20 protein-coding genes are annotated in these 23353 nt (G+C 72.0%); 12 read left to right on the top strand and 8 right to left on the bottom strand.

Translation table 11 applies throughout. The features are described from left to right. Positions 1-14: 14 nt before the first annotated feature. Positions 15-713 (bottom strand): TetR/AcrR family transcriptional regulator, encoded by a 699-nt coding sequence (locus ABT057_RS16120; protein WP_352343602.1) that lies wholly within the window; start codon positions 711-713, stop codon positions 15-17. 153 nt (positions 714-866) lie between these two features. Here ABT057_RS16120 and ABT057_RS16115 point away from each other — a divergent pair, with 153 nt between their 5' ends. Continuing rightward, the gene (locus ABT057_RS16115) at positions 867-3098 is read left to right on the top strand and encodes an MMPL family transporter (RefSeq protein WP_352343601.1); all 2232 of its coding nucleotides are present in this window, start codon (positions 867-869) and stop codon (positions 3096-3098) included. Positions 3099-3198: 100 nt separating this feature from the next. Next, on the top strand, positions 3199-4242 hold the full coding sequence (locus ABT057_RS16110) for a zinc-dependent alcohol dehydrogenase family protein (RefSeq protein WP_352343705.1): 1044 nt from the start codon (positions 3199-3201) through the stop codon (positions 4240-4242). Between the two features lie 133 nt (positions 4243-4375). Here the strand turns inward: ABT057_RS16110 and ABT057_RS16105 are convergent, their stop codons facing one another. The 3 genes from ABT057_RS16105 to ABT057_RS16095 all read right to left on the bottom strand — a co-directional run bounded on the left by ABT057_RS16105 (position 4376) and on the right by ABT057_RS16095 (position 6856). Next, the gene (locus ABT057_RS16105) at positions 4376-4576 is read right to left on the bottom strand and encodes a helix-turn-helix transcriptional regulator (RefSeq protein ID WP_352343599.1); all 201 of its coding nucleotides are present in this window, start codon (positions 4574-4576) and stop codon (positions 4376-4378) included. 308 nt (positions 4577-4884) lie between these two features. After that, complete coding sequence (locus ABT057_RS16100) at positions 4885-5844, bottom strand: helix-turn-helix domain-containing protein (RefSeq protein WP_352343597.1); 960 nt, start codon at positions 5842-5844, stop codon at positions 4885-4887. A gap of 85 nt (positions 5845-5929) precedes the next feature. Beyond that, entirely contained in the window at positions 5930-6856 is a 927-nt protein-coding gene (locus ABT057_RS16095) for a sugar phosphate isomerase/epimerase family protein (RefSeq protein WP_352343596.1), read from the bottom strand. 176 nt (positions 6857-7032) lie between these two features. Here ABT057_RS16095 and iolC point away from each other — a divergent pair, with 176 nt between their 5' ends. From iolC to ABT057_RS16060, 7 genes are all read left to right on the top strand, one after another. Beyond that, positions 7033-7983 (top strand): 5-dehydro-2-deoxygluconokinase, encoded by a 951-nt coding sequence (iolC, locus tag ABT057_RS16090; RefSeq protein ID WP_352343595.1) that lies wholly within the window; start codon positions 7033-7035, stop codon positions 7981-7983. A gap of 56 nt (positions 7984-8039) precedes the next feature. Then, on the top strand, positions 8040-8969 hold the full coding sequence (locus ABT057_RS16085) for a Cgl0159 family (beta/alpha)8-fold protein (RefSeq protein WP_352343704.1): 930 nt from the start codon (positions 8040-8042) through the stop codon (positions 8967-8969). Between the two features lie 7 nt (positions 8970-8976). Continuing rightward, complete coding sequence (gene iolB, locus ABT057_RS16080; protein WP_352343594.1) at positions 8977-9789, top strand: 5-deoxy-glucuronate isomerase; 813 nt, start codon at positions 8977-8979, stop codon at positions 9787-9789. After that, a complete protein-coding gene (gene iolD, locus ABT057_RS16075) occupies positions 9786-11663 on the top strand; it encodes a 3D-(3,5/4)-trihydroxycyclohexane-1,2-dione acylhydrolase (decyclizing) (protein WP_352343592.1) in 1878 nt (625 codons plus the stop codon). The genes iolB and iolD overlap by 4 nt, the downstream gene beginning before the upstream one ends. 14 nt (positions 11664-11677) lie before the next feature. Beyond that, a complete protein-coding gene (gene mmsA / locus ABT057_RS16070) occupies positions 11678-13180 on the top strand; it encodes a CoA-acylating methylmalonate-semialdehyde dehydrogenase (protein WP_352343591.1) in 1503 nt (500 codons plus the stop codon). A gap of 178 nt (positions 13181-13358) precedes the next feature. Then, complete coding sequence (locus ABT057_RS16065; RefSeq protein ID WP_352343590.1) at positions 13359-15998, top strand: CocE/NonD family hydrolase; 2640 nt, start codon at positions 13359-13361, stop codon at positions 15996-15998. Continuing rightward, positions 15995-16849, top strand: a complete 855-nt coding sequence (locus ABT057_RS16060) for an ABC transporter permease (RefSeq protein WP_352343588.1) — start codon at positions 15995-15997, stop codon at positions 16847-16849. The genes ABT057_RS16065 and ABT057_RS16060 overlap by 4 nt, the downstream gene beginning before the upstream one ends. 78 nt (positions 16850-16927) lie before the next feature. Here the strand turns inward: ABT057_RS16060 and ABT057_RS16055 are convergent, their stop codons facing one another. Both ABT057_RS16055 and ABT057_RS16050 read right to left on the bottom strand, forming a co-directional pair. Then, positions 16928-17326 carry a rodlin gene (locus ABT057_RS16055; protein ID WP_352343586.1) on the bottom strand — a complete coding sequence of 133 codons (399 nt, stop codon included), beginning with the start codon at positions 17324-17326 and terminating at the stop codon, positions 16928-16930. 102 nt (positions 17327-17428) lie between these two features. Next, entirely contained in the window at positions 17429-17833 is a 405-nt protein-coding gene (locus ABT057_RS16050) for a rodlin (protein ID WP_352343585.1), read from the bottom strand. 315 nt (positions 17834-18148) lie between these two features. Between ABT057_RS16050 and ABT057_RS16045 the strand changes: the two genes are divergently transcribed. Continuing rightward, a complete protein-coding gene (locus ABT057_RS16045) occupies positions 18149-18403 on the top strand; it encodes a chaplin (RefSeq protein ID WP_352343583.1) in 255 nt (84 codons plus the stop codon). 106 nt (positions 18404-18509) lie between these two features. Beyond that, on the top strand, positions 18510-19394 hold the full coding sequence (locus ABT057_RS16040; RefSeq protein WP_352343581.1) for a hypothetical protein: 885 nt from the start codon (positions 18510-18512) through the stop codon (positions 19392-19394). A gap of 94 nt (positions 19395-19488) precedes the next feature. On the opposite strand, the gene ABT057_RS16035 is transcribed toward ABT057_RS16040, so the two are convergent. After that, on the bottom strand, positions 19489-20754 hold the full coding sequence (locus ABT057_RS16035) for a carboxylate--amine ligase (protein ID WP_352343580.1): 1266 nt from the start codon (positions 20752-20754) through the stop codon (positions 19489-19491). Positions 20755-20870: 116 nt separating this feature from the next. On the opposite strand from ABT057_RS16035, the gene ABT057_RS16030 reads away from it, so the two are divergent. After that, on the top strand, positions 20871-22139 hold the full coding sequence (locus ABT057_RS16030) for a glycoside hydrolase family 26 protein (protein WP_352343579.1): 1269 nt from the start codon (positions 20871-20873) through the stop codon (positions 22137-22139). Positions 22140-22167: 28 nt separating this feature from the next. On the opposite strand, the gene ABT057_RS16025 is transcribed toward ABT057_RS16030, so the two are convergent. Beyond that, a complete protein-coding gene (locus ABT057_RS16025; protein ID WP_352343578.1) occupies positions 22168-23352 on the bottom strand; it encodes a GNAT family N-acetyltransferase in 1185 nt (394 codons plus the stop codon). Between the last annotated feature and the right edge of the window lies 1 nt (position 23353).

Below are 23353 nucleotides of genomic sequence, written 5' to 3'. Positions count from 1 at the left end.
GATCGCGATGCCGTTCAGGGAGCCGCGGTGACCTCGAGATGTCGGCCGGGGTGGTTGCCGAGACGGGCGCCGACCAGCGGGTCCAGGTAGCGGACCAGGACGTTCTTCAGCTCCTGGACGTACGCCTCGCGTTCGGCGCCCTCGTGGCCCAGGACCAGTTCCAGGCCCGCCTTGTACAGGCCCAGGCACATGTGCGCGGTGCGGGTGAGCTCGGCGGGGGGCGCTTCGGGCAGGAACGAGGAGAGCAGGCTCTCGATACGGGAGACCAGCGTCGCGTGCAGCGCCTCGTGGTCCTCGGCGAAGCTGCCCGGGACGTCGGAGCTGTGCATCAGGACGAAGAATGCCGGGTGGTCGCAGTTGAAGGCGATGAAGCGGTCGACGGCGGCGCCGACGGCCTCCTCCAGCGGGGTCGCCGGGTCGACCGGGGCGAGCGCCTCGCCGTAGGCCTCGCGCATCTCGTGCATCAGCCGGCCGCCGAGCTCGATGGCGATCGCTTCCTTGTTCGGGAAGAACTGGTAGAGCGTGCCCGGTGAGACGCCGGCCTCGCGGGCGATGGCGTTGGTGCTGGCGGCGGTGTAGCCGGTGGTGCCGAAGACGGTGGCCGCGGCTTCGAGCAGCTGCGCGATGCGCCGCTCGCCGCGGGCCTGGCGGCGGCGCGGCTGCTCCTTCTCCGGCTCCCGGCTGCCCTGCTGCCTCTCGTGCGTCTCGGCCACGCGTTATCCCCAGCTCTCCGGACACGGTTGACAAACACGAGTGGTCGCTCGCATTCTGGACTCAGAAACGCGAGCACTGTCTCGTGTTTTCCATTCTACGGTTTTCACGGCTGTCTGCAGGGCGAACCTGCAGGGTGAAGGGGACACCGCACGATGACCGAAGTCAACAGCCCACCCCCGCCCGGAGGGTGGACGCGGTTCGTGACCGCCCGTCCCAGGCTGACGCTGCTCGCGGCCCTGGTTCTCACCCTGCTCGCCGTGCTGGCCGGCAGCGGCGTCGCCGACCGGCTGGGCAGCGGCGGCTGGGAGGACCCGGCCGCCGAGTCCACCTACGCGACCAAGGCGCTGGAGCGTGAGTTCCCCGACTCCCAGCCCAACCTGCTGCTGCTCGTCGACGCGGGGCGCTCCTCGGTCGACGACAAGGCGGTCGCCGCCGAGGCCGTCGGGCTGACCACCCGCCTGGCCGCGGAGAAGGGCATCGTGGGCGTCGGCTCCTACTGGCAGGCGGACGCGTCGACGGCGCCCGCCCTCCGGGCGAAGGACGGCCACGAGGCCCTGATAGCCGCCCGCATCACGGGCGACGAGAAGGCGACGGCGGAGACCCTCGACCGCATAGCGCCCTCCTACCGCGGAAAGCACGGCCCGGTGGAGGTCAGGATCGGCGGCATGGTCGCCGTGCGGCACGAGATGCAGCAGACCATCCAGGAGGACCTGACCCGCGCCGAGGTGATCGCCCTGCCGATCACGCTGGTGCTGCTGGTGATGGTCTTCGGCAGCGCGATCGCCGCCCTGCTGCCACTCGGCATCGGCATCGTCGCGATCCTGGGCACCAACGCGGTCCTCAGCGGCCTCACCGAGTTCACCGACGTCTCCGTCTTCGCGATGAACCTCACCACGGCCCTGGGCCTCGGCCTCGCCGTCGACTACGCGCTGTTCATCGTCCGACGCTTCCGCGAGGAACTGGCCACGGGCGCCGAGCCGCGCACCGCCATCGGCACCACCCTGCGCACGGCCGGGCGCACGGTCCTGTTCTCCGCGCTCACGGTCGCCGTGTCGCTCGCCGCGATGCTCGTCTTCCCCCAGTACTTCCTGCGCTCCTTCGCCTACGCCGGCATGGCGGTGGTCCTGCTCGCCGCCGGAGCGGCCCTGATCCTCCTCCCGGCGGCCCTGGTCCTGCTGGGCCACCGGGTCAACGCGCTGGACCTGCGGCGGGTGTTCCGCAGGAAGCCCCCGTCCACGCCCTCGCCGGACGCCGACGCCGAGGGCGGCAAGGGCTGGGCCCGCGCGGCGGACCTGGTGATGCGCCGGGCCCCGTTCTTCGCCCTGGCGACCACCGCGGTGCTGGTCCTGCTCGGCCTGCCCTTCCTGGGCGTGAAGTTCGGCACGGCGGACGACCGCCAACTGCCCGCCACCGCGGAGTCCCACGTCGTGCAGCAGCACATCAGGGGCGGCTTCCCGGGCAGCCCGGGCGGGGGTCTGGAGGTCCTGGCCGAGGGCAGGGCGACCCCGGCCCAGTACACGGCCTACAAGGAGAGGATCGCGGCGCTCCCCGAGGTGGTCCGGGTCGACGGGCCGCTGGTGAAGGGCGACTCGGCGTACTTCACGGTGCTGCCCAGGGGCGAGACCGTGGACGCCGAGGCGCAGGCCCTGGTCGGTGAACTGCGCGCCACACGGGCCCCCTTCGACACCAAGGTGACCGGCACCGCGGCCGTCCTGGTCGACTCCAAGCACGCGATAGGCGCCCAACTGCCCTGGGCCGGAGCCTTCATAGCCGTCGTCACCCTCCTCCTGGTCTTCCTCCTGACCGGCAGTGTGCTGATTCCGCTCCAGGCGGTGCTGCTCAACGCGCTCAGTCTGACGGCGATGTTCGGCGCGGTGGTCTGGGTCTTCCAGGACGGCCATCTCTCCGGCCCGCTCGGCTTCACCAGCCCCGGTTCCATCGAGACCACCCTCCCCGTCCTGATGTTCTGCGTGGCCTTCGGACTCTCCATGGACTACGGCGTCTTCCTGCTCTCCCGCATCAAGGAGGAGTACGACCGCACCGGGGACCACGAAGGGGCGGTCCGCCTCGGCCTGCGGCGCACGGGCGGGCTGATCACGGCCGCCGCCGTCATCCTGGCCGTGGTGATGGTCGCGATAGGGACCTCGCGGGTCACCAACACCAAGATGCTCGGCCTGGGCATCGCGCTGGCGGTCCTCATGGACGCGATGGTGGTCCGCAGCCTCCTGGTCCCGGCGATCATGCGCCTCACCGGCCGGGCCACCTGGTGGGCCCCGGCACCTCTGCGCAGGTTCCACCGGAGGTTCGGCCTGAGCGAGGGCGGGCCGGCGGCACCCGGGGAGCACCGGGACCGGGACGGGGACAAGGTCGGCGCGCACGGCTAACCTGCACGGCCGACGGGCACGGTGATCTACGGGGGCGTGTCCGGAGCCGGTGTTGTCCGGAGCGTCCCGGAGCGGGGCGGTGGACGAGTGGGAGGCGTGGATGCGGGCTGTGGTGTTCGAGCGGTACGGCGAGCCGGCCGAGGTGCGGGAGGTGCCCGACCCGCGGCCCGCCCCGCACGGAGTGGTCGTGCGGGTGGAGGCCACCGGGCTGTGCCGCAGCGACTGGCACGGCTGGATGGGCCACGACCCGGACATCACGCTGCCGCACGTCCCGGGCCATGAACTCGCCGGGGTCGTGGCGGAGACGGGTTCCCGGGTCACCGGCTGGCGTCCCGGCGACCGGGTCACCGTCCCCTTCGTCTGCGGCTGCGGAAGCTGCCCGTCCTGCGCGGCCGGCGACCATCAGGTGTGCGAGCGCCAGACCCAGCCCGGCTTCACCCACTGGGGCTCGTTCGCCCAGTACGTCGCCCTGGACCACGCCGATGTGAACCTGGTCGCGATCCCGGACGACCTGTCCTACGCCACCGCCGCCTCCCTGGGCTGCCGGTTCGCCACCGCGTTCCGTGCGGTCGTGCAGCGGGGCCGGGTCGCGGCGGGGGAATGGGTGGCGGTGCACGGCTGCGGCGGGGTCGGCCTCTCCGCGGTGATGATCGCGGCGGCGAGCGGGGCGCGCGTGGTGGCGGTGGACGTGTCATCGGCCGCCCTCGACCTGGCCCGGAAGTTCGGCGCGGCGCACTGTCTGGACGCCACGGGGGTCCCCGACACCGCGGAGGCGGTGCGTGAGCTGACCGGCGGCGGCGCCCATCTCTCCCTCGACGCCCTCGGTTCCCCCGTCACCTGCGCCGCCTCGGTGGACGGCCTGCGCCGCCGCGGCCGCCATGTCCAGGTCGGACTGCTGCCCTCGGCGGACGGCAGGACACCGGTCCCGATGGCCCGAGCCATCGCCCTCGAACTGGAGATCCTCGGCAGCCACGGCATGGCCGCCCACACCTACCCAGCGATGCTGGAGGCGGTCCGCGCCGGCCGGCTCCGCCCCGACCTGCTGGTGACGTCCACGATCACGCTGGACGCCGTACCGGAGGCGCTGGCGGCGCTGGGGACGGCGCCGGGGGCGGGGGTGACGGTGATCGATCCGTGGAACTGACGGCGGCCCGGCACCACCACCGGAAGTGCCCGGGCCGCCCACCGCCACCCGCCCACCGCCCACCGCCACCCGCCCGTCGGCCCTCGGCCTTCCCGGCGTTCGCCCTTCCCGGCCTCGCCTTCCCGGTGTGGAGTCAGACGGTTCCGCGTCTGCGGTTGCCCGGGCGGGTGGCGACCCAGGCGCGTACGGTCTCGGCGTACCAGTAGGGCTTGCCGGCCTCGACATGGTCGGGAGGCGGGAGAAGCCCGTGCTTGCGGTAGGAGCGCACCGTGTCGGGCTGCACCCTGATGTGTGCCGCGATCTCCTTGTAGGACCAGAGCCGTCGGTCGGTCATGAGACGCACCTCCCTGCGCACGCGGGGCGGCGGCCGGGAGGCCGCCCGGGGGAGCCCGGCGCTGCGCTGGCGATCACCAAGCCTGTGCCCGGCGAACGACTCACGGTGACTGCACGTGAGGGGCTGTCGGCTACACGTGACGAAGAACCCGCATATGCGGGACATGTGTGACGGTTCAGGGACGTTTGTGACAGAAGTGACGCAGAGAGGAGGCGGGCCGGGCCCGCTGCGACGGACCCGACCCGACCCCGCATCCCCGCCATCCCCCCGGAAAAGACCGGTGCCGGCCGGATGGGTACAGCCTCAGGTCAGCCGGCCCGCCGGGTCTTGGAAAAATGCGCATCCGGTCCGGACCAATCGGCGGGCCGGGCCGGCAGGACCAGGCTCGTCGCCTCCCCGCTCAGCCGGTCCGCGGCCGGGGACACCGGCCCCGGCGCCTGTCTGGCCTGCGAGAACTCCTTCGGCGTACACCCGGTCATGGCCTTGAACTCACCGCTGAGATGAGCCTGGTCGTAGAACCCGCACAGCGCCGCCGTCTCCGCCGCGGTCTGTCCCCGCGCCAGCAGCCGACGGGCGCGTTGCAGCCGCAGAACACGGGCCGCCGCCTTCGGTCCGAGCCCGATCTGCTCCCGGAAACGGTTCTCCAGCTGCCGTACGCTCCAGCCGACCTCCTCGGCCAGCCGGGGCACCGGGATCGCGCCGCCCGTGCGCACCAGCACCGACCAGGCCCGGGCCACCCGTTCCGAACCGGGCGTACCGGCCTTCCACCACTGGCTGAACACGTCGTCGAGCAGCTCGAACCGCTCCGCCCAGCCGGGCAGCGCGGCCAGCGCGGCGGAGAGTTCGCCGAGGGGTGAGCCGAGGGCGTGCGGCAGGGTGTCGGGGTCGACGGTGCGGTTGACGAGTTCGTGCTGCGGGGTCCCGAAGAGGGTGAAGGCGGCCCAGGGGGTCAGCAGCACCTCGACCCCCGAGACGCGCCCGCCGTGTTCACCGACGGCAGGCGTGGTGGTGGGCCCGCAGTACACGGACACCAGCGTGTCCGTGGCCTGTCCCGCACGGGAGATACGGACGGGCCCCTCGAACCCCAGCAGCAGGGTGGAGGCCCCGATGGGGGTCTCCAGCCGCCGCCGGGGCCGGTCCATCGCCAGCCGGATCCCGCGGTAGCTGATCACGCCGGGCCGCAACCGGGGATGGGGAGAGGCGTACGCCAGCTCCCAGGATCCACCGGCCCCTTGTCCGGACCGGACGTGTACCGCGCGGGCAGTCATGGGCACCCATGGTGCTACGGCGGGGCGGCGCGGTTAAGGGGCGCGCGCAACCCGGCGTCCCCGTGGGGCGGCCCCGGGCGGGTCCTCAAGCCCCGCAGGACCGAAGGAACGCCCGCGTCCGCTGCGCGATCGGCAGCGGAGTGTCCGGCTCGCAGGGGTACATGTCCTGCTCGACGATCGCGAACAGATCGACGTCCAGCTTCCCCGCGGCCTCGAGCACCGGCCCCAGCGCGGGCACACCGGTGGGGGGCTCGCACATCACGCCCTGCGCGACCGCAGGACCGAACGGCGTCCCCTTGGTCCGCACGTCCGCGAGGATCTCCGGGTCGACCTGCTTGAGGTGCAGGTAGCCGATCCGCGACCCGTAGGTCTCGATCAGCTTCACGCTGTCGCCGCCGCAGTACGCGTAGTGCCCGGTGTCCAGGCACAGCGACACGAGGTCGGAGTCGGTCCCGTCCAGGAACCGGACGACGTTCTCCTCGCTGTCGATGTGGGTGTCGGCATGCGGGTGGACGACGATCTGCAGGCCGTACCGCTCCCGCACCTCCTTGCCCAGCCGCTCGGTCAGGGAGGTGAGGTTGCGCCACTGCCCGGGTGTCAGGGTGTCGGGCTCCAGCACCTCGCCGGTCTTGTCGTCCCGCCAGAAGGACGGGATGACGACGAGGTGCTTCGCGCCCATGGCCTGCGCGAGCACCGCGTTGTCCGCGACGTGCGCCCAGGTCTTGTCCCACACGGCCTCACCGTGGTGCAGCCCGGTGAAGACCGTGCCGGCCGAGACCTTCAGGCCGCGCTTCGCCGTTTCCTCGGTGAGGACGGCCGGGTCGGTCGGCAGATAGCCGTAGGGGCCCAGTTCGATCCACTCGTAGCCGGACTGCGCGACCTCGTCGAGGAAGCGCTGCCAGGGGACCTGGGCGGGGTCGTCCGGGAACCAGACGCCCCAGCTGTCGGGGGCGGATCCGACACGGATACGGGAAACTCCGGAAACTTTGGACTCAGGTGACAACGACGTCATGGGCGTCAGCGTGCGGGCTCACCGGAGGGGTGTCAAGAGCTCGTCCGAATGTCTGGACAAAGTATTGACAGGGCGCGCCGGACAGGGCTACAAAGCCGTGGAGAGCCGACGCGGGAGCGTTCACGGGGACGAGCCGGGACCCGGGCCGAGACGCGAGCCGAACCGAAGGGAACTCGATGGCGTACGACCTGATCACCATGGGGCGGATCGGGGTGGACCTCTATCCGTTGCAGACGGGTGTGCCGCTCCCGCAGGTCACGTCCTTCGGGAAGTTCCTGGGCGGTTCGGCGACGAACGTCGCGGTGGCCGCCGCCCGGCTCGGCCGGTCCACCGCGGTGATCACCCGCACGGGCGACGACCCCTTCGGCACCTATCTGCACGAGGCCCTGCGCGGCTTCGGCGTCGACGACCGCTGGGTCACCCCGGTCCCCGGCCTGCCGACCCCGGTCACCTTCTGCGAGGTCTTCCCGCCGGACGACTTCCCGCTGTACTTCTACCGCCGCCCGAAGGCGCCCGACCTGGAGATCGACGCCCACGAGCTGGACCTCGAGGCCATCCGCCAGACCGCCATCTTCTGGGTCACCGGTACCGGCCTGAGCGAGGAACCGAGCCGGACGGCGACCCTCGCCGCCCTCGCCCACCGGGCCAGGACCGGCACCACGGTCTTCGACCTGGACTGGCGGCCCATGTTCTGGGCGGACCCCGACTCGGCCCGTCCGTTCTACGCCGAGGCCCTCAAGCACACCACCGTCGCCGTCGGCAACCTCGACGAGGTGGAGGTCGCCACCGGGGTGCGCGAACCGCGGGCCGCCGCGCAGGCGCTGCTGGACGCCGGCGTGGAGCTGGCGGTCGTCAAGCAGGGGCCCAAGGGCGTCCTCGCCGTCAACAGCAGGGGCGAGTCCGCCGAGGTCCCGCCGCTGCCGGTGAACGTCCTCAACGGCCTCGGAGCCGGAGACGCCTTCGGCGGCTCCCTCTGCCACGGCCTCCTCGCGGGCTGGGACCTGGAGAAGATCATGCGCCATGCCAACGCGGCCGGCGCCATCGTCGCCTCCCGCCTCGAGTGCTCCTCCGCGATGCCGACCCCCGCCGAGATCGAGGACGCCGTCGCCGCCGGAGCGGTGCTGTGATGGCGGGACGAAAGCGCGGGGCCACCGACGAGACCGACGACACGGGCTGCCTGGGCATGACCGTGCCACCCCGCCGCACCCCGGAGGCCCCCGCGAGCACGCCCCCGTCCGTCGACGTGTCCGAGCTCGTCCGCCTGCGGGCCGAGCGCCCGGAGGCGATCGCCGAGGCCGCCGCGCGCCGGCCCCGCCGCCCGCTGATCGGCGACTCCGGCCGCCTGATGATCGTCGCCGCCGACCACCCCGCGCGGGGCGCGCTCGGCGTCGGCGGCCGCAAGCTGGCCATGGCCAACCGCGCCGACCTGCTCGAACGCCTCTGCCTGGCGCTGTCCCGCCCCGGCGTGGACGGTGTCCTCGCGACCGCCGACATCCTCGACGACCTGCTCCTCCTCGGCGCCCTCGACGACAAGGTCGTCATGGGCTCGATGAACCGGGGCGGCCTCCAGGGCGCGGTGTTCGAACTCGACGACCGCTTCACCGGCCACCGTGCCGAGGACATCGAGCGGCTGAACTTCGACGCGGGCAAGCTGCTCGTACGGATCGACTACGACGACCCGGGCTCGCTCACCACCCTGGAGACCACGGCCCGCGCGATCGACGACATGGCCGCCCGCCGGCTGCCGCTGTTCGTCGAGCCGTTCATCAGCCGCCGCACCCCCGACGGCAGGCTGAAGAACGACCTCTCCGCCGAGGCCGTCACCAAGTCGATCGCCATCGCATCCGGGCTCGGCGGCACCTCGGCCTACACCTGGCTGAAGCTCCCCGTCACCGAGAACCCCGACGACATGGCCGAGGTCATGGAGACGTCCACCCTGCCTGCCGTCCTGCTGGGCGGCGAGGTCGGCGACGACCAGGACGGGGCCTACGAGAAGTGGCGCGGGGCGCTGCAGCTCCCCACCGTCCGCGGCCTGGTGGTCGGACGTTCGCTGCTGTACCCGGCGGACGGGAACGTCGCCGCCGCCGTGGACACCGCCGTAGGACTGCTGTGAGGGCCGCATGAGCAACGACCTGTACATCGCGCGCGGTACCACCGCCGACGGGAACCATGTTCTCGACATCGACCCGAAGCGGGCCGGCTGGACCTACAGCAGCCTGCGGATCGTCGCACTGGAGCCGGGTGGCAGTCACACCCTCACCACCGGTGACAGTGAGTGGATCGTGCTTCCGCTCGAAGGCGGATGTACCGTGCAAACAGCCGGTGAAGAGTTCCAACTCCTGGGCAGGGAAAGCGTTTTCGCGTCGGTGACCGACTTCGCGTACGTTCCCCGAGACGCCCGGGTCACGATCGCCTCCGGCGCGGGAGGCCGCTTCGCCCTGGCAGGAGCGAAGTGCGAGCGACAACTCCCCGCCCGCTACGGCCCCGCGCCGGAGGTCCCCGTCGAGGAACGCGGCAGTGGCAACCAGTTGCGCCACGTGCGCAACTTCGCCTCCGCCGACGCCTTCGACTGCGACAAGCTGATCGCCGTCGAGGTGATCACGCCCGGCGGCAACTGGTCCTCGTACCCGCCGCACAAGCACGACGAGCACCGGCCGGGCGAGGAGGCCGAGCTCGAGGAGATCTACTACTTCGAGATCGACGGCCCGAACGGCTTCGGCTACCAGCGGGTGTCCCCCTCCCGCGAGGGCGGCTCCGAGGTCCTCGCCGAGGTCCGCTCCGGTGACGCCGTCCTCGTCCCCGACGGCTGGCACGGGCCGTCGATCGCCCAGCCGGGCCACGCCATGTACTACCTGAACGTCATGGCCGGTCCCGGCGAGACGCGCGAGTGGCGGATCTGCTTCCACCCGGACCATACGGAGGGTTACCGATGACCACCAGGCTCACAGTGGCCCAGGCGCTGGTGCGCTTCCTCGCCGCCCAGTACACCGAACGGGACGGCGTCAGGCAGCGGCTGATCGGCGCGACCTGGGGCATCTTCGGCCACGGCAACGTCGCCGGTCTCGGCCAGGCACTGATCGAGTACGGCGACGACATGCCGTTCCACCAGGGCCGCAACGAGCAGTCCATGGTGCACGCGGCCGTCGGCTACGCCCGCCAGTCGAACCGGCTCTCCACCCACGCGGTGACGACGTCCATCGGCCCCGGCGCGACCAACCTGGTCACCGGCGCCGCCCTGGCGACCGTCAACCACCTCCCGGTGCTCCTCCTCCCGGGTGACATCTTCGCGACCCGCGTCGCCGACCCCGTGCTCCAGCAGCTCGAAGTGCCGTACGCCGGCGACGTGTCGGTCAACGACTGCCTCCGCCCGGTGTCGAAGTACTTCGACCGGATCACCCGCCCCGAGGCCCTGATCCCGGCCGCCCTCCAGGCCATGCGCGTCCTGACGGACCCCGTGGAGACGGGCGCGGTCACCCTCGCGATGCCGCAGGACGTCCAGGCCGAGGCCTACGACTGGCCCGAGGAGTTCTTCGCCGAGCGCACCTGGGTCGTACGGCGTCCGGGAGCCGACCCCACCGAACTCGCGGAAGCCGTCGGCGTGATCAGGTCCGCCAGGCGCCCCCTCGTCGTCGCCGGCGGCGGAGTCCACCACAGCCGCGCCGAGGAGGCCCTCGCCGAGTTCGCCCGGGTCACCGGCATCCCGGTCGCCTCCACCCAGGCCGGCAAGGGCTCGCTGCGCCACGACCACCCGCAGGACGTGGGCGGGGTGGGCCACACCGGCACGGCGACCGCCGACGAACTCGCCCGCACCGCGGACCTGGTCATCGGCGTCGGCACCCGCTACACCGACTTCACCACGGCCTCCAACACCCTGTTCCAGGGCGACGGCGTCCGCTTCCTCAACCTCAACATCGCGCCCTACGACGGCCACAAGCTCGCCGGTCTCCCGCTGATCGCGGACGCCCGCAGCGGCCTGACGGAGCTGACCGAGGCCCTGCAACTGCACGACCACCGGGTCGCGGACGCGTACGTCGCCGAGTACAGCGAGGACAAGGAGCGCTGGGAGCAGCGCGTCGACGCCTGCTACGAGGCCGAGGAGCCCGACGTACGCCCGACGCAGCCGCAGGTGCTGGGCGCCCTCGACGCCCTCGCGGACGAGTCGGACGTGATCATCAACGCGGCCGGTTCGCTCCCCGGCGACCTCCACAAGCTGTGGCGGGCGCGCTCCCGGGACCAGTACCACCTGGAGTACGGCTACTCCTGCATGGGCTACGAGATCCCGGCGGCCATCGGAGTGAAACTGGCGTCCCCCGAGCGGAACGTCTGGGCGCTGGTCGGCGACGGAACGTATCTGATGATGCCGACCGAGATCGTGACGGCCGTGCAGGAGGGGATCGCGATCAAGATCCTGCTCGTGCAGAACCACGGCTACGCCTCGATCGGCGGGCTCTCGGAGTCCGTGGGCGGTGAACGGTTCGGCACCGCGTACCGCTTCACCTCGGAGGACGGCACCTTCACCGGCGCGCCGCTCCCCGTCGACCTGGCCGCCAACGTGGCGAGCCTGGGCATGCGCGTGCTGCGCGCGAAGACCGTCCGCGAGCTGCGCGAGGCCCTCGCCGAGGCGCGCGCCGCCGACACTCCCACTTGTGTCTATGTCGAGACCGAAACGGCCGACACTGTGTCGGGCCCGCCGCCCGCGCAGGCCTGGTGGGATGTACCTGTGGCCGAGACCGCGACCCGAGCGTCCGCGGTCAAGGCACGAGAGCTGTACGAACGGCACGTCTCCACCCGACGCCGCCATCTGTGAAGGAGTACTCGGTCATGACGAAGATCGTCAACCACTGGATCGGCGGCAAGACCGTCGAAGGCGCGTCGGGTACGTACGGGCCGGTCACCGACCCGGCAACCGGCGCGGTCACCACGAAGGTCGCGTTCGCGACGGTGGACGAGGTCGACGCCGCGGTCGCGGCCGCCAAGGACGCCTACGTCACCTGGGGCCAGTCCTCGCTCGCCAAGCGCACGGAGATCCTGTTCCGCTTCCGCGCGCTGCTGGACGCCAACCGCGACGCCATCGCCGAGCTGATCACCGCCGAGCACGGCAAGGTGCACAGCGACGCGCTCGGCGAGGTGGCCCGCGGCCTGGAGATCGTGGACCTGGCCTGCGGCATCAACGTGCAGCTGAAGGGCGAGCTGTCGACGCAGGTCGCGAGCCGCGTCGACGTCTCGTCCATCCGCCAGCCGCTCGGTGTAGTCGCCGGCATCACGCCGTTCAACTTCCCGGCGATGGTCCCGATGTGGATGTTCCCGATGGCCATCGCGACCGGCAACACGTTCGTGCTGAAGCCGTCCGAGAAGGACCCGTCGGCGTCCGTCAAGATCGCCGAGCTGCTGGCCGAGGCCGGACTGCCCGACGGCGTGTTCAACGTCGTCCACGGCGACAAGGTGGCCGTCGACCGCCTCCTGGAGCACCCGGACGTCAAGGCGGTCTCCTTCGTCGGCTCGACCCCGATCGCCCGCTACATCCACACCACCGCCTCCGCGAACCACAAGCGTGTCCAGGCACTGGGCGGCGCCAAGAACCACATGCTGGTCCTCCCGGACGCCGACCTGGACGCGGCGGCGGACGCGGCGGTGTCCGCGGCCTACGGCTCGGCGGGCGAGCGCTGCATGGCGATCTCCGCGGTCGTCGCGGTCGGCGCGATCGGCGACGAACTGGTGGAGAAGATCCGCGAGCGCGCCGAGAAGATCAAGATCGGCCCCGGCAACGACCCGACGTCGGAGATGGGCCCCCTCATCACGAAGGTCCACCGCGACAAGGTGGCGTCCTACGTGACCGGCGCGGCCGCCGAGGGCGCGGAAGTGGTCCTGGACGGCACCGGCTTCACGGTCGACGGCTTCGAGGACGGCCACTGGATCGGCATCTCACTGCTCGACAGGGTGCCCACCACCGCCAAGGCCTACCAGGACGAGATCTTCGGCCCGGTTCTCTGCGTCCTGCGCGTGGACACCTACGACGAGGGCGTGGCGCTGATCAACAGCTCGCCCTTCGGCAACGGCACCGCGATCTTCACCCGGGACGGCGGCGCGGCCCGCCGCTTCCAGATGGAGATCGAGGCCGGCATGGTCGGCGTGAACGTCCCGATCCCGGTCCCCGTCGGCTACCACAGCTTCGGCGGCTGGAAGGACTCTCTCTTCGGCGACCACCACATCTACGGCAACGACGGCACGCACTTCTACACCCGCGGCAAGGTCGTCACCACCCGCTGGCCCGACCCGGCCGACGCCCCCTCCGGCGTCGACCTGGGCTTCCCGCGCAACCACTGACGCCCGCGTGACGACGGCCGGTGCGACCCCGTCGGGTCGCACCGGCCCTCTTCGTTCGCGGGCAGGTCCGGTACTGCGGCTGGTGTACGCGGGCGGGGGCACGTACGCCCCGGGGAGGGCGGGGAGTTCGGTCTCCGGTCGACAACTCCCCGACAGGTTCACCCCGTACCGTTGAAGCATGGATCTTCGACTGCCCGGTCTGCGAGGACTGCGGCGGCCGCGGCGGATCGTCTCCGCAGCGGCCGCCGTCGTCGTACTCGCCGGTGCCGGTACGTGGACGGCCGTCGCCGCGGGCGACGACCGGCCGGCGGTGCGCCAGAGCGACCGGGTGATGGACGTGGACGGCGTGCGCCTGGACACCTCGTACTTCACCTCAGGAGCGGCCGGCCGCCGCCCCGCCGTCCTCCTCGGCCACGGCTTCGGCGGCAGCAAGGACGACGTACGGCAGCAGGCCCAGGACCTCGCCCGCGACGGGTACGCGGTCCTGACCTGGTCCGCGCGCGGCTTCGGCAAGTCCACCGGAAAGATCGGGCTGAACGACCCGAAGGGCGAGGTCGCCGACGTCTCCAAGCTCATCGACTGGCTCGCCGAGCAGCCCCAGGTCCGGCTGGACAAGAAGGGCGACCCGCGTGTCGGCGTCGCCGGGGCCTCCTACGGCGGCGCGATCTCCCTGCTCGCGGCCGGACACGACGACCGGGTCGACGCCATCGCCCCCGCGATCACCTACTGGAACCTCGCGGACGCCCTGTTCCCCGACGGCGTGTTCAAGAAGCTGTGGGCCGGCATCTTCTTCAACACCGGTGGCGGCTGCGACAACTTCGAGCCCGCGCTGTGCGCGATGTACGACCGCGTCGCCGAGTCCGGCACCCCGGACGCCACCGCGCGCGAACTCCTCGAAGAGCGCTCGCCGTCCGCCGTCGCCGACCGCATCAAGGTGCCCACCCTGCTGGTGCAGGGCCAGGCCGACTCCCTCTTCACCCTCGCCCAGGCCGACGCCGCCGAGAAGGCGATCCGCGCGAACGGCGCCCCCGTCGACGTCGACTGGATCGCGGGCGGCCACGACGGCGGCAACCTGGAGACCGGCCGGGTACAGGCCCGGGTGACCGCCTGGTTCGACCGGTACCTCAAGGGCGACAAGGGCGTCGATACCGGCCCGGCCTTCCGCGTCACCCGCACCGGGGGCGTCGACTCCACCGACGGGACGGTCCCGCTGCGCGGCGCGAGCGGGGACACCTACCCCGGCCTGGCCAACGACCGCAGGAAGGTCGCGCTGACCGGCCGCGAGCAGAGCTTCGACAACCCCGCCGGCGCCAGTCCGCCCGCCCTCTCCGCGCTGCCCGGCCTCGGCGGCTCCAGCCTCTCCCAGCTCTCGGCGTTCGGCGTGGGGGTGTCGCTCGACTTCCCCGGCCAGTACGCGTCCTTCGAGTCGGCACCGGTCACCCGCGAACTGCGGATCACCGGCGCCCCGACCGTCACCGTCCACGTGAAGTCCACCACCGACGACGCCGTCCTCTTCGCCAAGGTGTACGACGTCGGCCCGGGCGGCAGCCAGCAGCTGCCCTCCCAGCTGGTCGCACCGGTCCGCGTCGAGGGAGCCAAGGCCGGCAAGGACGTGACGATCACCCTCCCGGCGATCGACCACGACATCGAGGACGGCCACCGCCTGCGCCTGGTCCTCGCCTCCACCGACCTCGGCTACGCCTCCCCGGCGGCCCCGGCGAAGTACACGGTCTCCCTCGAGAGCGACCTGCAGATCCCCACCGCCCCCGGTGTGACCACCGCCGCGGCCCCCCTCCCCTCCTGGGTGTGGTGGCTGCCCCTGGCGGGCGCCGGGCTCGCCCTGGTCCTGCTGCTGACCGGCCGCCGCCGCATCACCACCCCCGCCCCCGACCCGGCGCTGGCCGAGGTCCCGCTGCAGATCACCGGCCTCGGCAAGAAGTACGCGGGCGGCGACCGCTACAGCGTCCGCGACCTCTCCTTCCGCGTGGACAAGGGCCAGGTCCTGGGCCTGCTCGGCCCCAACGGCGCGGGCAAGACGACCACCCTGCGCATGCTGATGGGCCTGATCAAGCCCGACGAAGGCGAGATCCGGGTCTTCGGCCACGCCATCCGCGCGGGCTCCCCGGTCCTCTCCCGGGTCGGCGCGTTCGTCGAGGGCGCGGGCTTCCTCCCGCACCTGACCGGCCGGGAGAACCTGGACCTGTACTGGCGGGCCACCGGCCGTCCGGCGGAGGACGCCCACCTGGACGAGGCGCTGGAGATCGCCGGCCTCGGCACCGCTCTCGACCGCGCGGTACGGACGTACTCCCAGGGCATGCGCCAGCGGCTCGCCATCGCGCAGGCCATGCTCGGCCTGCCCGACCTGCTGATCCTCGACGAGCCGACCAACGGCCTGGATCCGCCGCAGATCCGAGAGATGCGCGAGGTGATGATCCGGTACGCGGCCGCCGGACGCACGGTGATCGTCTCCAGCCATCTGCTGGCGGAGGTCGAGCAGACCTGCACGCACCTCGTCGTCATGGACCGCGGACAGCTGGTCCAGGCCGGGCCCGTCGTCGAGATCGTCGGCTCCGGCGACACCCTCCTCGTGGGCACCGCCACGCCGGTGGAGGAGCCGGTCGTCGAGAAGGTGGCCGCGCTGCCCGGCATCGTCTCCGCCGAACGCACCGACGAGGGCCTGCTCGTACGGCTCGGCGCCGACGGCACCGCCCAGCGCCTGGTCGCCGAACTCGTCCGGCTCGACGTCCCCGTGGCGTCGGTCGGCCCGCACCGCCGCCTGGAGGACGCCTTCCTCACCCTGATCGGAGGTTCCGCATGAGCACGCTCACCGAGGTCGCCTCCGGTTACCGGGCAGGCGGCACGCTGCCCCTGCGCGTCGAACTGGTCCGCCAGCTCAAGCGCCGCCGCACGATGGTCATGGGCGGCATCCTCGCGGCCCTGCCGTTCGTCCTGCTCATCGCCTTCGCCATCGGCGGCGAGCCGGGCGGCCGGAACAACCAGGTCACCCTGATGGACACGGCGACCGCGTCCGGCGGCAACTTCGCCGCGGTCAACCTGTTCGTCTCGGCCGGCTTCCTGCTGGTCATCCCGGTCGCCCTGTTCTGCGGCGACACGGTGGCCTCGGAGGCCGGCTGGTCCTCCCTGCGCTATCTGCTGGCCGCCCCCGTGCCCCGGGCCCGGCTGCTCTGGTCCAAGCTCGTCGTCGGGCTCGGCCTCAGCCTGGCCGCGATGGTCCTGCTCCCGGTCGTGGCCCTCGCCGTCGGCACCGCCGCCTACGGCTGGGGGCCGCTGGAACTGCCCACCGGCGGCTCACTCGACCCGGGCACGGCCGCACAGCGGCTGCTGATCGTCGTCGGCTACCTCTTCGTCTCCCAGCTCGTCACCGCCGGGCTCGCGTTCTGGCTGTCGACGAAGACCGACGCCGCCCTCGGCGCGGTCGGCGGCGCGGTCGGTCTGACCATCATCGGCAACGTCCTGGACGCCGTCACCGCCCTCGGCGACTGGCGCGACTTCCTGCCCGCGCACTGGCAGTTCGCCTGGGCCGACGCCGTCCAGCCCGCCCCCGAGTGGTCCGGCATGCTCCAGGGCACGGCCGTCTCCGTGACCTACGCCGTCGTCCTGTTCGCCCTGGCCTTCCGGGGTTTCGCCCGCAAGGACGTGGTGTCCTAGGGGCTGCCGGCGTCAGGGGCATGCGAAACGGCGGGTCACCGGAAGACCGGTGACCCGCCGTGACGGGGGGCGTACGGCTCAGCCGTTGCCCGCGCCGTTGCCCGAGAGGGCCGAGATGTCGTCCAGGATGTGCGACAGCGGCTCGTCGCCCTTGGCCTGGGTGGAGTTCTCGACGCACTGCTGGTTCTGCGCGGCGGACAGGATCGGGACGTCCTGGAGGGCCACCGGGGCGGTGACGGCACCGTTGATCTTGGCGGGCAGGCCGATGCAGGGCTTGTTCAGCGAACCCTGGATCAGCGAGAGCTGCGGGCTCATGTCGCCGAACGTGGCCGAGTTGCCGAACTCCTGCGAAGCGCCGTTGCCGCTGGCGGACGTGGTGCCGCTGTCGTCGCCGATGGCCAGGGCCTGCGGCGCGGAAGCGACCGCGATACCCGCCAGGGACGCGGCGACGGCCGCGGTTGCCCACAGCTTCTTCATGTTCTTTCCCTTCGAAAAAAGCGGACTCCGGGGGAGGAGCTGCATGATCGTCAACGAGCCACCCCGGAGGAGGTTGCGCGTTTCACCCTGATTGGGTGGAAATCAGTGGTTGGTGGCGCCGTTCCCGGCGAGTACGGAGATGTCGTCCAGGATGTGCGACAGCGGCTCGTCGCCCTTGGCCTGGGTGGAGTTCTCGACGCACTGCTGGTTCTGCGGGGCCGACAGGATCGGGACGTCCTGGAGGGCGGCCACCTCGCCGGCGACCGCACCGTTGAGCTTGAGCGGAAGGCCGATGCAGGGCTTGTTGAGGGAGCCCTGGATGAGCGCCATCTGGGGGCTCATGTTGCCGAAGGTGGCCGAGTTGCCGAACGACTGGCTGGCGCCGTTGCCGCTGGCGGAGGTCGTGCCGCTGTCGTTGCCGATGGCGAGCGCCGGAACTGCGGCCGCGGCGGTGGCGCCGATGACGGACGCGGCGACCGCGGCGGTGGCCAGTACCTTCTTGATCACTTGCTAATCCCTTCTGGAGAAACCCCGTCCATCGGAGCGCTCTGGTCAACTGCCCGCTCCGGTATTGGTTGCTCCTCTTCACTCCGATGGCCCATTCCCGCTCTTCCGGCGTTCCGTCAATTCATTCTCCACGGCCCAGGTGAACCGTTTCTTCTGTTGTAGGCGAGACGTGTCATTTATATGAAGACATTCGAGTGAACTTCCCGGCGGCACGCGTTCGTGGCTTCCTTTGCCGTCAATCTCTCGTGTGCAGCCTGCGGGTCATGGTGCGAGCCGATCCGATTGCGCTCGCTCGGTTTCGACCGTCAACGAGGCATGGCCGCAGAGAAGGGAAAATTCATGAAGAAGAGTGCTGTTGTCGTCGCGGGTCTGGTTCTTGCCCTGGGCGGAGCCGCCGCTCCGGCCTTCGCTGACGCCGAGGCCAACGGTGCTTCCGTCGGTAACTCGGGCTTTCTTTCGGGCAACGTGTTCCAGATGCCCATCCACGTCCAGACCAACGTGTGCGGCAACTCATTCAGCGTCATCGGGCTGCTGAACCCGACCGTCGGCAACGTCTGCTTCAACGGCTGACGACACGCCACTCCGGCCGTACGGCTGGGCCGAGGCCGGCCACCAGACAGCTTTCGTGCGTCCGGGGCCGGCCTTTCCCACTTCTTCAAGTAGGAAGACTACGAGATTGCGACAGACCCTGAGCAAGGGAATGGTCGCGGCGGCCGCCGCGACGAGCATCCTGTCCCTGTGCGGTGGCGCCGCTCTCGCGGACTCACGCGCGAACGGGACAGCCACGGCCTCGCCGGAGGTGGTCGCGAGCGCCACCGGCTACGAGGACTCCGGCCACGGTGACCACGGACACGGGAACTCCGGTTACGGGGATTCCGGTCACGGGGACTCCGGCCACGGCGAGCAAGGCCACGGCCACGGCGACCATGGCGAGCACGGCCATGGCGAGCACGGCCATGGCGAGCACGGTCATGGCGAGCACGGCCACGGCGACTCCGGTTACGGCGGCTCCGACCACGGGGACGACGACTCCAGCCACGGCGGCGGGTACACGCATCCGCCGCACGGCGGAGGGACCACGCCACCGCACACCACCGCGCCGCCCACGACCAGACCGCCCCACACCAAGCCGCCGCACACCAGGCCTCCGCACACCCACCCCCCGCACACGACGGCGCCTCCGACGACGAAGCCGCCGCACACCCACCCGCCGCACACCACGGCGCCCCCGACCACCCAGCCCCCGACCACCAAGCCGCCCCACACGCATCCCCCGCACACGACGGCGCCTCCGACGACGCCGCCGCCGTACACCCACCCTCCGCACACGACCCCACCCCACACGACCCCACCCCACACCACTCCGGAGCACAGCCGCCCGTCCCACTCCGCACCCCCGCACACCCACCCGCCGCACACCACTCCGCCCCATGAGCCTCCCCAGATGTCGCACACCGGCAGCGAGGCCAAGGCACTGTTGGCCGCCTCGGGTGTCAGCGCCCTGCTGATCGCGGGTGGCGCCGTGCTGTACCGGCGAGGCAGGACCGCGTCCCGTCGGTGATCCAGCCGGGTGCCGGACGCCTCGCGCGCCCGGCACCCACGGCGGTACGGCGTTCAGCCGTACGAGCCCGCGCCGGCCGCCAGGAGGCCGTGCATCAGTGGCTGCCCGCCCTCTCGTCGTCGGTGGGCTGCGCCACGGGGACCGGCGCGGGCCGGGGGGAGGGGAGTACGGCGCGGTCCGCCGGGCGGGGCAGCCGGTCCAGCAGCCGACGGGCGACATGGGCGCACCACAGGCCCCACATGGCCCGGCCGGGGGCGGGGTCGTCGGCGGCGTACCAGGCCAGTTCCCGGCCGCGCGGCGCCCGGCGCAGGGCGGCCAGCGGAGCGTAGTTCTCCACCACGAACGCCCGGCCCGGCCGCGGCACCCCGTCGGGCAGCGGGCGGTGCGTCAGGTCCAGGTGCTGCGCGCGGACGACGTCCAGTCCGGCGGCGTCGGCGAAGAGCCGGAACTGGGCGCCGGGGCGCGGGTTGAAGTCGAGCAGGTGGTAGGCGCCGGTGGCGTCGCGGCGGAAGTCGAGATCGAGGATGCCGCGGTAGCCGAGGTCGCCGACGAGCCGCTGTGCGAGGGCGTGGACCTGCGGGTTCTCGGTCCAGCGGCCCACCGCCGTCAGTCCCGCCCCGCGCGGCCAGGCGCACAGCTTGCGGCCCACGCCGCCGCCGCGCAGTGCGCCGGAGCGGTCGGTGTACCCGTGGAAGAACCAGTCGCGGTTCGGGGCCGGCGGCAGGAACGCCTGGAGGAGCAGCCGGCTGCCGGCCTCCTCGGTGCGCAGGTAGAGTTCGCGCGCCTCGTCGACGGAGTGCACGACGACCGTGCTGCGCAGCCCGGTTCCGGCGGGCAGCAGCCAGGGCCTGCTCCACTTCGCCACCACCGGCAGCCCGAGCCGCCAGGCGGCCGAGACCACCTGGGAGGCGCTGTCCGGGACGAAGGTTTCGGGGTGGGGCACGCCGGCGGCCGTGCACACCCTGGCCAACTCGGCCTTGTCGGCGACCTGTTCGGGGAGGGCGCCGGGCTGTCCGGGCAGCAGGTAGGCGGGGGCGAGTTCCTCGCGCAGACGGCTCACCGCGATCGCGCTCGCGTCGTCCATGGGGATCAGTACGGCGGGCCGTTCGACGAGGGCGGCCACCCGCAGCAGGTTGGCGGCGATGTCGGCGGGCGCGGCGCCGGGCGGCGGCGGGTGATGCAGCCGGCGTACGAACCGGGAGGCGCGCACGGGGCTTCCCGTCGAGTCCGCGACGACGTGGACGTCGATCCCGGCGCGGCCGAGTGAGCGTACGGCGCCCAGGGTGCCGTGGTGGAAGGGGTTGCGGTCGATCCGCAGCAGGACGGCGGGGACGCGGGTGTCGAGCGGTGGTACCGACATGGTTCCTCCAGGTATTCACCGGTATGGGCGAGTGGGGCACTCGTACGCCGTAACAGCGGTGGCAGAGTTCCGTTTTATGTGACTTTCATATGACTACGTGTCAGAAAGGAGCAGGCATGGCCCCACAGCAGCGATGCGCCCGGTTCCGGCGGCCGGCCGTCGCCTTGGCGGCGGTCGCGGTGTCCGCCGCACTGATGTCCGGGAGCGGACCGGCCATGGCCTCGCCCGACCCGACCTCGACCTCGGACCCGACCCCGATCTCGACGTCGACCCCGGACTCGACCCCGATCTCGTCCCCGCCCCCGACCCCGAGCGCCGTCCCCGCGCCGCAGGTCCCCGCCTTCGGTGCCTACCTCGACTACGGCGCCCGGGGTGTGGGCCGTATCGCCCAGCTCAGCGACTGGCTGGGCGGGGCCGAGCTGCGGGTCGGGCACACCTATCTGCCGGGTGACCGGTGGCACAACATCGAGGGCCCGCCCGGCTTCCTCGACGTGTGGGCGGACTGGCGCCGGGAGAAGGACGACCGGATGCTCGTCCTCAACGTGCCCATGCTGGAGCACAACGAGGAGGGGGTCTCCGACCCGGAGGTGCGTGAACTGCTCCAGAGGGGCGCGGCGGGGGAGTTCGACCACCACTTCCGCGCGCTCGCCGAACGGCTGGTCGGGCTCCGGGTGCCCGACACGGTGATCGTGCTCGGCTGGGAGATGAACGGCAGCACCTACACTCATCGCTGCGGGCCCGACCCGGACGCGTGGAAGGCGTACTGGAAGCGGATCGTCACCACCATGCGCGCCGTGGAGGGACAGCGGTTCCGCTTCGACTTCACGCCGAGCCGGGGCCGCGACTCCGTGCCGTGGACCGAGTGCTATCCGGGCGACGACACCGTCGACATCGTCGGCATGGACTCCTACGACCAGCCGTCCGGCCTGTCCTTCGACCAGCAGGTGACGGAACCCCTCGGGCTCCAGGAACACGTGGACTTCGCCAAGGCCCACGGCAAGCCCGTGTCCTATCCGGAGTGGGGGCTGTTCCGCAACGGCGACAATTCCGAGTACATGCGGCGCATGCTCGCCTGGATGGACGAGCACAAGCCTCTCTACAACATGCTGACCGACTACTGCCCGCACGGGGTGTGGCAGTGCCGGCAGAACCCGCAGGCGTCCGAGATCTACCGCTCGGTCCTGTCCGGCCGCAGTGAGGAACCCGCCTTGCCGCCCACCACCCCGGCCCCCTCCGTGCCGCCGGCCGACCCCGCGACGCCCACGGCACCCGTCACCACGCGGCCCCAGGCGAACTGCTCCCCGGTCGACCTCGGCCGCTGGGTCGAGAACTGGCTCGGCGGCAAGCTGTGCCTGCGTCTCGACCGGCGGTCGCGGTCCCGGTGAGCCGCGGTGCCGGGGCGGCGGGCCCGCGTCAGGTCCCGCCGTCACCGGCACGCTCCGTCCGCCGCCGGCGGCGCTCCGGCAGCCCCCTGCCCCGTCGCTCCCAGCGCTCCAGCACCTCCTTGCCGCGCGCCTCCCAGCGCTGCACCAGCTCCTTGCCCAGCCGCCGCGCGGCCACGTCGCAGACGGCCGCCGCCAGCAGCGGGGCGGTGCGCCGCCGGGCCAGCAACAGCCGCTGGTTGAGCACCGGTTCGGGCCGCCAGTGGTGCTTGTACGGCTCGTTGCCGCGCAGCAGGCTCAGCGTGCCGTGGTCCCCCTTGCGGGTGTGCTCCGCGCACGCGTCGAGGAGCATCACCGCCACGTCCGCCTTGCGTTCCCGCAGCCGTGGATGGGCGCCGTACAGATAGCCGCCCGCCAGCCGGCGCGACAGCAGCGTCAGATCGACGGCCACCACCTCGTCGCCGAGGCGGAACTCGGTGACCACCGCGTCGCCGGAGCGCACCATCGGGCCGACCGAGCGCACCAGGTGCTCGCAGAACCGCGGCCGCAGATGCTCGCCGGTCACCTTCCGCCCCTGCCACTGCAACCGGTGCAGTTCGAGGAGCCGGTGCAGCGCGGCGTCCACCTCGTCGGGCCGTACGGCCTGCCGCTCGACGCCCAGCGCGGTCAGCTTGCGCAGCTTGGCGCGCACCCGCTGGGCCTTCGCCGACGGCAGCCGTGCGAGCAGCTCGTCCATCGGGGCGGCCGGCAGCTCCAGGCACACCGAGTCGCCCACCCGCCGGCGGGGCCCGCGCCAGTGCGCGTAGACCTGCTCCATCGCGCCGCCCGGCCGGACCTCGCGGAAGTCGATCAGCGCGGTGCGGGCGGCCCTCGCGAGGCCCCCGGTGAGCGCGGCGACGGCCCGTTCGGCGTGTTCGTCGTCGACGAGGACGTCCCCGTAGTCGGAGATCGCCCCGCCGAGCGGCACGAGCGCGGGCACCGGCCGGCGGACGGCCATCAGCGGGGCGACGGCGCGGAGTTCACCGCCGTCGCGGACCACCAGCAGACGCAGCCGGCCGCGCCTGCCGTACGACAGCCACCACGAGTGCAGCCAGGCGTGGTTCTGGAACGGGGTGGCGCTCGCGCACCGCCGGTACAGCCGGCCCCAGGCGGGGCCCAGTTCGGCGAAGGCCCGCTCGTCGGTGACGAACTCCGCGGTGTACCCCGGTCTCGTCATG

Source organism: Streptomyces sp. NPDC002588, assembly GCF_040295925.1.
GTDB lineage: Bacteria > Actinomycetota > Actinomycetes > Streptomycetales > Streptomycetaceae > Streptomyces.
The sequence above is the reverse complement of the archived record's forward strand: the minus strand, read 5'-3'. Positions and strand labels throughout refer to the sequence as shown.

What these genes read in the sequence shown, in the direction of transcription:
- ABT057_RS16115 (WP_352343601.1), top strand. Translation starts at nt 867, where the DNA reads ATGACCGAAGTCAACAGCCCACCCCCGCCCGGAGGGTGGACGCGGTTC.
- ABT057_RS16025 (WP_352343578.1), bottom strand. Translation starts at nt 23,352, where the DNA reads ATGACGAGACCGGGGTACACCGCGGAGTTCGTCACCGACGAGCGGGCC.
- ABT057_RS16065 (WP_352343590.1), top strand. Translation starts at nt 13,359, where the DNA reads ATGGATCTTCGACTGCCCGGTCTGCGAGGACTGCGGCGGCCGCGGCGG.
- ABT057_RS16055 (WP_352343586.1), bottom strand. Translation starts at nt 17,326, where the DNA reads ATGAAGAAGCTGTGGGCAACCGCGGCCGTCGCCGCGTCCCTGGCGGGT.
- mmsA (WP_352343591.1), top strand. Translation starts at nt 11,678, where the DNA reads ATGACGAAGATCGTCAACCACTGGATCGGCGGCAAGACCGTCGAAGGC.
- ABT057_RS16105 (WP_352343599.1), bottom strand. Translation starts at nt 4,576, where the DNA reads ATGACCGACCGACGGCTCTGGTCCTACAAGGAGATCGCGGCACACATC.
- ABT057_RS16030 (WP_352343579.1), top strand. Translation starts at nt 20,871, where the DNA reads ATGGCCCCACAGCAGCGATGCGCCCGGTTCCGGCGGCCGGCCGTCGCC.
- ABT057_RS16100 (WP_352343597.1), bottom strand. Translation starts at nt 5,844, where the DNA reads ATGACTGCCCGCGCGGTACACGTCCGGTCCGGACAAGGGGCCGGTGGA.
- ABT057_RS16035 (WP_352343580.1), bottom strand. Translation starts at nt 20,754, where the DNA reads ATGTCGGTACCACCGCTCGACACCCGCGTCCCCGCCGTCCTGCTGCGG.
- ABT057_RS16095 (WP_352343596.1), bottom strand. Translation starts at nt 6,856, where the DNA reads ATGACGTCGTTGTCACCTGAGTCCAAAGTTTCCGGAGTTTCCCGTATC.
- iolC (WP_352343595.1), top strand. Translation starts at nt 7,033, where the DNA reads ATGGCGTACGACCTGATCACCATGGGGCGGATCGGGGTGGACCTCTAT.
- iolB (WP_352343594.1), top strand. Translation starts at nt 8,977, where the DNA reads ATGAGCAACGACCTGTACATCGCGCGCGGTACCACCGCCGACGGGAAC.
- ABT057_RS16110 (WP_352343705.1), top strand. Translation starts at nt 3,199, where the DNA reads ATGCGGGCTGTGGTGTTCGAGCGGTACGGCGAGCCGGCCGAGGTGCGG.
- ABT057_RS16060 (WP_352343588.1), top strand. Translation starts at nt 15,995, where the DNA reads ATGAGCACGCTCACCGAGGTCGCCTCCGGTTACCGGGCAGGCGGCACG.
- ABT057_RS16085 (WP_352343704.1), top strand. Translation starts at nt 8,040, where the DNA reads ATGACCGTGCCACCCCGCCGCACCCCGGAGGCCCCCGCGAGCACGCCC.
- ABT057_RS16045 (WP_352343583.1), top strand. Translation starts at nt 18,149, where the DNA reads ATGGCCGCAGAGAAGGGAAAATTCATGAAGAAGAGTGCTGTTGTCGTC.
- iolD (WP_352343592.1), top strand. Translation starts at nt 9,786, where the DNA reads ATGACCACCAGGCTCACAGTGGCCCAGGCGCTGGTGCGCTTCCTCGCC.